The sequence below is a fragment of the Pseudomonas sp. NPDC090755 genome, assembly GCF_044769005.1.
Classification (GTDB): Bacteria; Pseudomonadota; Gammaproteobacteria; order Pseudomonadales; family Pseudomonadaceae; genus Aquipseudomonas.
Genome location: NZ_JBIVXC010000043.1, coordinates 1 through 8,950, shown reverse-complemented (window position 1 = coordinate 8,950; position 8,950 = coordinate 1). Strand labels below are relative to the sequence as shown.

At 55.5% G+C, this 8,950-nt stretch carries 8 protein-coding genes; 7 read left to right on the top strand and 1 reads right to left on the bottom strand.

Going from position 1 to position 8,950, the window contains the following annotated elements; translation table 11 throughout:
• From ACIQUS_RS26995 to ACIQUS_RS26975, 5 genes are all read left to right on the top strand, one after another.
• A partial coding sequence (locus tag ACIQUS_RS26995; RefSeq protein ID WP_403054157.1) for an autotransporter outer membrane beta-barrel domain-containing protein occupies positions 1–416 on the top strand: 416 nt, incomplete at its 5' end.
• 389 nt (positions 417–805) lie between these two features.
• A complete protein-coding gene (locus tag ACIQUS_RS26990; RefSeq protein WP_403054154.1) occupies positions 806–1,489 on the top strand; it encodes a CsgG/HfaB family protein in 684 nt (227 codons plus the stop codon).
• Between the two features lie 31 nt (positions 1,490–1,520).
• On the top strand, positions 1,521–1,874 hold the full coding sequence (locus ACIQUS_RS26985) for a DUF4810 domain-containing protein (protein WP_403054151.1): 354 nt from the start codon (positions 1,521–1,523) through the stop codon (positions 1,872–1,874).
• 26 nt (positions 1,875–1,900) lie between these two features.
• Positions 1,901–2,545, top strand: coding sequence for a DUF799 domain-containing protein (locus ACIQUS_RS26980; RefSeq protein WP_403054160.1), 645 nt, complete (start codon positions 1,901–1,903; stop codon positions 2,543–2,545).
• Between the two features lie 662 nt (positions 2,546–3,207).
• Positions 3,208–3,879, top strand: a complete 672-nt coding sequence (locus tag ACIQUS_RS26975) for a DUF3313 domain-containing protein (RefSeq protein WP_403054148.1) — start codon at positions 3,208–3,210, stop codon at positions 3,877–3,879.
• A 148-nt stretch (positions 3,880–4,027) separates the two neighbouring features.
• Here the strand turns inward: ACIQUS_RS26975 and ACIQUS_RS26970 are convergent, their stop codons facing one another.
• Complete coding sequence (locus tag ACIQUS_RS26970) at positions 4,028–4,600, bottom strand: cupin domain-containing protein (protein ID WP_403054145.1); 573 nt, start codon at positions 4,598–4,600, stop codon at positions 4,028–4,030.
• Positions 4,601–5,102: 502 nt separating this feature from the next.
• On the opposite strand from ACIQUS_RS26970, the gene ACIQUS_RS26965 reads away from it, so the two are divergent.
• Both ACIQUS_RS26965 and ACIQUS_RS26960 read left to right on the top strand, forming a co-directional pair.
• On the top strand, positions 5,103–6,404 hold the full coding sequence (locus tag ACIQUS_RS26965) for a DUF2252 domain-containing protein (RefSeq protein WP_403054142.1): 1,302 nt from the start codon (positions 5,103–5,105) through the stop codon (positions 6,402–6,404).
• 432 nt (positions 6,405–6,836) lie between these two features.
• A partial coding sequence (locus ACIQUS_RS26960; protein ID WP_403054139.1) for an AIDA repeat-containing protein occupies positions 6,837–8,950 on the top strand: 2,114 nt, incomplete at its 3' end.

The window sequence follows — 8,950 nt, the reverse complement described above, 5'->3', positions numbered from 1 at the left end:
GCATCCAGCTGAACAAAGGCTGGTTCGTCGAGCCACAACTGGAGATTACCGCCACCCACACCGAGGGCGGCAGCTATACCGCGAGCAACGGCCTGCGCGTGGAGTCGGATGCGGTCGATTCACTGCAGAGCCGTGCCGGCGCACTGCTGGGGCGTGAGCTGGAGTTGTCCGGCGGCATGCGGGCGCAGCCTTATGTGAAGGCGTCCTACGTCGCCGAGCACGCCGGTGACAGTGAGGTGCGGGTCAATGGCCATTCGCTTGCCAGCGAACTGCCGGGCAACCGCACCGAGGTCGGCGCGGGCGGGGTGCTGCAGGTGAGCGAGCGCAGCAAGATTTCGCTGGACGTGGAGTACGCCACTGGCAGCGATATCGAGCAGCCTTACGCGGTGACGGTGGGTTATCGGTACCTCTGGTAAAACATCTTGATCAGTCAGAGCTCCTGCCAGGGCTCTGGCTGATGCAGCCTGGGCCGTTTCTCGATCTTCCAGGCTGTACAGTCGCTTAGAGCGCTTATGAGTGAACTCCATTCGTTTCGAGGATTTGAGTTGATCTGAGTGTCGCGAAAAGTTAATTGTTGGTCATGATTTGCCAATTAAATTAACTTAATTAAGTAGAGAATGTGCAGCTGCATGGTGTGGTGTGCCACAGCTTGAAAATAAAATTTTCGATTTCTGTATTCGCATTTTTCGGTTTGTTGGGCGCAATCATGGCTGATGACCTTGCGCCATCCTGCGTAGAGTAATTCCAGTTGACTGTTTGCCTGTAGAACCAAGCGCAAATAGTCTGTTCTTTCAAGGAAAGTTACATGATAACCAGAATAAGATGTGCAGTCCTGCCGGTCCTTGCGGCTATCAGCATGGTGGGCCTGTCAGGTTGTGCCACAGAGACTTCTACCGCATTGCCGATACAACAGATCGAGAGTGTCAATCGCCCCTACAGCGGTGTGCGTTCGCCCATCGCAGTCGGCAAGTTCGACAATCGCTCCAGTTATATGCGCGGCATTTTCTCCGATGGAGTTGATCGACTTGGTGGTCAAGCCAAGACCATCCTCATAACCCATTTGCAGCAGACCCACCGCTTCAGCGTGCTGGATCGCGACAACATGAACGAGATCCAGCAGGAGTCCGTCATCAAGGGCCAGGGCCAGCGTCTGATGGGGGCGGACTATGTGGTGACCGGCGATGTCACCGAGTTTGGCCGCAAGGAGGTGGGTGACCGCCAATTGTTCGGCATTCTCGGGCGCGGCAAAACTCAGGTGGCCTACGCCAAGGTGGCGCTGAACGTTGTCAATATTTCCACCTCCGAGGTCATTTATTCGAGCCAGGGGGCTGGCGAATACGCACTCTCGAACCGAGAAATCATTGGATTCGGCGGTACCGCCAGCTACGACTCCACGCTCAACGGCAAGGTTCTCGACCTGGCCATGCGGGAAGCGGTGAACAAGCTGGCAAATGCATTCGAAAGCGGCGCCTGGAAGCCGCAGAACTGAGGCAAAAGGGGGCTACGGCGTGACAATAAAAATGGATAGTTCAGCCGCATGGACGGCAGTGCTGCTGGGAAGCCTGGTGCTTGCGGGCTGCAGTACACCAAGAACGCTGTACCAGTGGGAGGGTTATCAGGAGCAGGTCCACGAGTACTTCAAGGGCGAGTCGAAAGAGGCTCAACTCCAGGCGCTGGAGGCTGACCTGCAGAAGATCAAGGCAAAGAATGGAGCGGTTCCACCGGGCTACCACGCCCAGCTCGGGCTTCTCTACTCCAGCCTGGGTAAGGGAGACCAGATGGCTCGCGAGTTCGAGGCTGAGAAGGCGTTGTTCCCTGAGTCAGCCCCTTACATGGACTTTCTCCTGAAGAACACCCGCGGAGGTGCCAATTGACACGTATCGGCTTTACCCGGCTGCTCATGGGGGCTTCTTTGCTGACTCTGCTCGCTGGCTGTGCGTCGACCAAGAGTGTCGACTATTCGGCATTCAAGCAAGCCAAGCCACGCTCTATCCTGGTTTTGCCACCGCTGAACGAGTCGCTTGATGTAAAGGCGACCTACAGCCTGCTGTCTCAGGTGACCTTCCCGCTCGCCGAAGCTGGCTACTACGTAGTTCCGGTGGCGCTGGCGGACGAAACGTTTCGACAAAATGGTCTGGGCAACGCTGGAGATGTTCATCAGGTATCCCCGGCCAAACTTCGGGAAATCTACGGTGCTGATACCGGTCTCTACATCACGGTCAGGGAGTATGGTACCTCGTATAGGGTGATTAGCAGCGCCACCATCGTTACCGCCAGCGCCAGGTTGGTCGACCTCAAGAGCGGCACCAGTTTGTGGACGGGTACCGCGACGGCGTCCAGCGAGGAAGGCAACAACGGCAACAACGGCAACAACGGTGGTCTGGTCGGCATGCTGATCACCGCTGCTGTGAAGCAGATCATCAACAGCTCGATGGAAGACTCTGGTTACCCCATTGCCGGCATTACAAGCGCGCGCCTCCTTTCGGCTGGCAAACCGGCTGGATTGCTGTTCGGCCCACGATCGCCAAAATACGGCACCGATTGAGCCTTGTGCCAGCGCTTGCAGGCGAGCGCTGGCACGCAAGGGGCAGCGGGCTGGCGGCTAACCTTCTGGTGCTGGGCGACCCTCTTCTCGATGTGGCTGAATCGGTTTCCCATAGGCATTGGATGCTTCGAAGCGTCCGACTGCGGTTGCGCGATCAGCTGAAGGAGTTGGCGATGCAGTGCTTGATCTGTGAACTACCTGCTCTGGCGGTGGATACTGGCAGTGACTATGAGGAACTTGCGTGCCCGGAGTGTGGGCACTATCGAGTCAGCAGGGCGGCTCTCACCTTGTTCGATGTAAGCGGCGGGCGTATCAATGTAGATCGAGCTCGAATGTGGCTGGCCGCGAAGCAAGGGGCAGGAACCATTCCGATCATCAGCCCGCGAACAATTTGCGTGATGATCAAGAGCTAGGCTACCACCAGGTTTTGTACCTAAAGTGCGTGTGACCATTTTTGCGGGAGCGGGCTTGTCCCGCGATCGAGCGCGAAACGCTCGCAAACCGGCCACCCGGTCTTCTGCTCACCTTCTTAGGGGCGTTTTTTTGACATGAGCCCCTGGGGCGGACGGGCCCTGTGCCTCGTAAATTTCCTCTTAGTACAAAGCTGAGCTGTTCAATATTTTTCTACTTCCTGATAATGGACATTGACTGTGGATTCTATTGTGAATTTTAAAGCCGGGGCGCTGTTGGTTTGTGCGAGTATGCTTTTCCAGGGAGGGTGTACCAGCAAGGTCGTTAACCCTGAGCAATATTCAGGTTTTCTCAGCGATTATAATGGCCTTGCAGAAACAAAGTCGCCTTCAGGGGCTGTAGTCATGCGCTGGATACAGCCAGGTGTTGATGCGTCAAAATATAAGAGGCTGTACATAGAGCCAAGTCAGTTCTACCCAAAGCCCCAGGCTTCAGCAACGGTTCCGCAGATGACGTTGGACGGAATAGCAGGATATTACGACCAGGCACTGAATCGCGAATTTTCTAAAACACTACCGATTGTCATGACACCGAGTGCCGGCACCTTGATCGTCAGGCCTGCTATTACGGCTGTGAGTGCAAAGACACAAGGCTTGCATGTTTATGAGGTGATTCCAATTGCGCTGGTCGCGGCGGGAATTAGCGCTGCGACGGGTATCCGCGATCAGGACACCAATATTGCAACGGAAGCCGAGTTCGTCGATGCAACTGATGGGCGAGTAGTTGCGAAGGTTGTTCGTAAGGGCGCGGGTAAGACGTTAGCCAACTCATCTCAAGTGATGAAGGCCGCTGATGTCAAAGCAGTACTGGATGGCTGGGCCTCCGACATGCATTTGTCTTTTGAGAAAATTAAAGATAACTGACTTAAAGCAGTTATCGCCAGGTTCAAAGGTTGTGAGGTATTCGTCGCAACCTTTGATCGCGTGGCCAAGCCCGCTCCAGAGGGCACCTGGGCGGGTAGGCAGTGGTTCGTGGCTATGTTTACGTCACGGGCGCTGCAGAGCCGGTTATTTATTGCAGAAGTTTTTGAATGTTTTCGGCATAGCGACCATCCAACAATACAAAAATCATCCGCGCCATGGCGTCGGTACGATTGCTCCAGGCATGATTGGTGCCACGTTGCACTACAATGTCGCCACGTTTGAGATGAACTTCGCCATCATCAAGCACCAGCCACAGCTCGCCCTCCATGACGATGCCGTAGTCCAGGGTCTCGGTTCGATGCATGAGTTTGTGTTGGGTGCCGGTGGTGTGATGGCTGGAATGGGTTTCACCCACTTGCGCAAGTGCAGCAGCGACGTCTTCTGCGCTGACCTGATTCTGAACAGTGTCTGGAGGGAAGTCGACTACACGGATGACGCTTCCCTGCGGGAGTGGGCTCAGCTTCAAGGGTTGGGCAGTAGGGTCGTCGCTGTTATCCAGAGGCACGGGGCAGGCTGTGCTGTTCCAGATTTCATGGAATGTCATGCCTGGCACGGCCTTGATCGGAACGCTGTGCGTCGTCGGGCCACAGGAAAAGACAATGGCACGACCTTCAGCATCATGGCAGGTGACTACTTTCTTGAAATCAGGTAATCGCTTCATGGGATATCCTTTCAAATGAGGGAACTTCAATTTCTCGGCAGTACACGGGTGAGCCACGGCCCAAGCTATATTATCTTGGGCGCTAAAACGGGAATTGACTTGCGCTGACTTGTTTTTGATATTTAACGACCTGGTTTTTGGCTTCGTCGGTATTATTACATGGACTTTGCTGTTCCTCGGTTCTGCGCGGGGGCCGGTATATCAGGGAGTCGGTCGGCAACGATAGCGAAACCGCTTGCTCGCCTGTGCGGCTTATCACCAGGGCGGCGTGGTGCAAAGAGATAGAGTTGAACTACCGTGAAGAGTAGGGAAGGTCGACGCAAGGCCCTACGCGTGATGGACCGGGAACGAGCTGTCGACACTCCGTATCGTCTCTTGGTAGCGAACAGGTGATGACAACATCATGGCTTCTCACAGGCACTCTTCCACCGAGAAATCCAGCAAAAACGAATCGACTACGGCATTTCGCTCTCGTGAGGAGCGCGTAGCCCACGGTAAGCGATTGCGTGAGCAGGTTCCTCGCGAAGAACATGCCAAGTGGAGGTCATCCAAACCGCGCGACGTCATTGCCATACTGGAAACGTCCAACCGAGACCGTCTTCAGGAATTGGTACCTATCCGCTATGGGCGCATGCTGCGAAGCCCTTTTACCTTCTTGCGCGGTTCGGCGGCACTGATGGCACATGATCTGGCCAGGGGGCCGGATATTGGTGTGAAGGTGCAGGCGTGCGGTGACTGCCATTTGCTCAATTTTGGCCTGTTCGCTACACCCGAGCGCAACCTGGTATTCGACCTCAACGACTTCGACGAAACCCTGCCGGCACCCTGGGAGTGGGACGTCAAGCGCCTGGTCGCGAGTTTTGCCGTGGCCGCGCGTGACGGCGGCGCTGCTGATCCCCGTGCCCGTGAAATCGCCATCGCCTGCGCGCGAGCCTACCGTGAACATCTGCGCCGTTATTCGAAGATGAACCCTCTGGAGGTCTGGTACTCGCGCCTTGACGCTCAGACATTGCTGGAGTCGGCGCCTGACGCCAAGGCGCGCAAGTTTCGCCAGCAATTGTTCGACCGTGCCCGTGAGCGGGTAATGGAAAGTGTCTTTCCCAAGATCGCTGAGCTTGTCGCGGGTCAGCCGCGTATCGTGGATCAGCCGCCGGTGATTCAGCATGTCACCGATCCGGGCTTCATGGACCGTGCCAGACAGGGCCTGATTGACTACCGCCAGAGCCTTTCCGATGAGCGCCGCCTGTTGCTCGATCGCTATCAGTTGGTGGATGTCGCACTCAAGGTCGTTGGTATCGGAAGTGTCGGGACGCGTTGCTACGTTGCGTTGCTGTTTTCCGAAGAGAACCATCCGCTGATCCTGCAGTTCAAGGAGTCATGCCGTTCGGTGCTGGAGCCTTATGCGGGCAAAAGCCAGTACATGAACCAAGGGCAAAGGGTCGTGATGGGGCAGCGTCTGATGCAGTCTTCAAGTGACATCTTTCTGGGTTGGACGCGCGGGCGCGCCGGGTATGATTTTTTCGTACGCCAACTGCGTGACATGAAGCTGTCGGTACCGCTTGAAAACATTAATGCCCTGCAGCTGGAGCGTTATGCAGACTTTTGCGGCCTGACCCTCGCACGAGCCCATGCCAAGTCTGGCGACTCCGCGACCATCGCCGGTTACCTGGGAAAGAGTGATGCGTTCGACGAGGCGCTGGGAGACTTTGCTCTGTGCTATGCCGATCAGACGGAGCGGGACCATGAGCAACTGGTCAACGCGGTGCATGCTGGCCGGGTAAAAGTGCTTACCGAGGAGGAGTGAGCGGGCTTGCGTCGCTTCGCTGTAGACAGGTCTGATTGCTGTTGCCAGCCAGGGTGAACCTGTACTGCCTTGCAAAAGCCATGAGCCCTCAAGTCTCAAGTCGATGCTGATGGCTGGTTTTTTCTGCTGGCGGATAAAAAACAGCGGGCACTCACTTGGGTGTCGCTAAATGTCAAAAAAATCGACGCAAACGTCAATTATTTTTTACCGATTAATTTCAATATTCTCCAAGGGATTCTTGATTTCCGCTGTCGCTCAAGCCCTGTCCAGGTTGGGTGCTTATGGTCAGGGGTGTCCAGGTCTGCAGTGGGTTATTGGGAATTCGCTGGTTTTTAGGAAAGGAATGGCAAGTAGCTAGTTAAAATTCGAGCGTGAATTTAGATGAAGGCGTCGGGAATTAATCATATATATCGGCTCGTCTGGAGTTTTCGGTTGAGCGCCTGGGTAGCTGTTTCAGAAATCAGCAAGGCGCGCGGCAAGGGGGCGACAATCAATACCGTCAAGGTGGCAACACTTTTACTTGCATCTGGTGCAGTTGTTCCGCCAGCAATGGCAGCGTTTACGAGTAACGTTACCGAGACGGTAACGGGCGAAATAGTGGATGCGCAACAGTTCGTGGAAATCGGTGGCGTGGCTAATGACACAAGCATCATTAGTGGTGGCTACCAAGTGAACAGGGGTGGTGTTACTAATAAAGCTACTGTTATAGATGGTGGCAGGCAGGGTGTTGCTTATGGTGGGGTGAGCAATGACACCACGATTAATAATGGTGGCCAACAGGAAGTAGCTATTGATGGTGTCGCCAATAGCGCCATTGTCAATGAGGGTGGTGTGCAGCAAGTGTTTGAGGCTGGGCTGGCTGACCGCGCGGTGGTCAACATGGGGGGGAGGCAGTATGTTGCTGGAGGTGTTGCCAACAACACGCTCATCAATTCTGGAGGTATGCAAGGCGTTGTCAGCGGAGGTATCGCCAGTAATTCCATCATTCAGGATGGCGGCGTGCAGGCAGTTGGGTCCGGCGGTGAACTCCGAGGTGCCACTGTCAATAGTGGCGGGACGCAGTTAGTGCAAAGCAACGGCGTGGCCGGTCATTCCGTTATTAACGGTGATGGTGCGCAGGTTGTTGATGGTGATGCCGCTATCGTGAGCGATACTACGATCAATAGCGGTGGGCAGCAAAGCATTCTCAATGGTTTAGCAAATACAACAATTATTAATGACGGTGGCTTACAGGTTGTCGATGGTGAGGCTGCTAGCGCAAGCGAGACCACAATTAATGTCGGTGGTAAGCAAAGCCTAGTCAACGGTTCGGCAAGCGCAACCATTATTAACGGTGGTCTACAGGCTGTCGATGGTACTTTTGCTCATGCTGTTGATGCCACGATCAATAACGGTGGGCAGCAAAAAATTCGCAACGGGTGGACGCATAAAACCACTATTAATGAGGGTGGCTTGCAGGTACTCGATAATGGATATGCGACTGAGTCAATAATCAATAGCGGTGGTCAGCAACAAATATTCGGTGGCCAGGCCCACGCCACCACGGTAAATGATAGGGGGCTGCAAGTTGTCTATGACGGAGGGACTAGCGAAGGTACGACCCTCCGCTCGGGAGGAAAGCTTCTGGCAGGTGTTGGGTCATATTCCTCGCTTGTTAATCAAGAGGTGGGAGGGATTCTTGTTGCATCTACCGATGCCAACGTGTCCGGCACCAACTCATTGGGTAGCTTCTACATCAATGCCATTACCCATCAAGCCGATAACGTATTAATTGAGAAGGGTGGTTCTTTCGTTGTAGCTGAAGAGGGTGATTCTGCTCATGACACCACCATCAATCGCGGGTCACTCAGCGTCAGGTATGGCGCCCTTCTCACCGGCACGACGCGCCTCATCGACGGAACCTTGACCGCCTCAGGTGCAGCCGGGGTGATAACCGACGGTGACCTGGTGTATGACTACTCGGGTGCCATTGGTCAGGACGGTATGTACAGCACCGGCTTGAGCATGTTGGGCGCAGGCTCGGTCATCAAGCAAGGGGCGGGCGGTTTGCACATCGAGCACTCCACCAAGAACCAGGGCTCGGAATTGGCCGGCGGCCTGCAGCTCAAGGGCGGTACCCTGTGGCTGGAAGATGGCTGGCATGGCGGCGCGGTCGACAAGGCGGTGCTGAGCCTGTCGGGTGCTGACAGCATGCATGCGATCGTCGACAAGGCGGTGTTGGAGGGCGGTAGCGGTCTGGTGCTGGCCGACGCTGCCACCAACGCTCAGTTGACCATCAAGGACACTGCACTGCAAGCGGCCAGCGGCACGTTGCTGCTGGAGGCGAAGAACGGCAGCCAGTTGACGACCAACGTCGAACGCTCGACCTTGACCGGCGATATCGCCTTCCGTGACAGCAGCTCGGGCTGGCTGAACCTGCTCGACAACAGCCGCCTGACCGGTACCATCGACCCGGTCAACGTCAAGGTCGATGGCAGCAGCCATTGGGACGTGACCGGCAATTCGGAGGTGGGTGCGCTGATCAATGACGGCATGGTCGATTTCCG

Bases quoted from the DNA above. Each gene is read 5' to 3' on its own strand.
- ACIQUS_RS26970 (WP_403054145.1), bottom strand. From the start codon at position 4,600: ATGAAGCGATTACCTGATTTCAAGAAAGTAGTCACCTGCCATGATGCT.
- ACIQUS_RS26980 (WP_403054160.1), top strand. From the start codon at position 1,901: ATGGGGGCTTCTTTGCTGACTCTGCTCGCTGGCTGTGCGTCGACCAAG.
- ACIQUS_RS26990 (WP_403054154.1), top strand. From the start codon at position 806: ATGATAACCAGAATAAGATGTGCAGTCCTGCCGGTCCTTGCGGCTATC.
- ACIQUS_RS26985 (WP_403054151.1), top strand. From the start codon at position 1,521: ATGGATAGTTCAGCCGCATGGACGGCAGTGCTGCTGGGAAGCCTGGTG.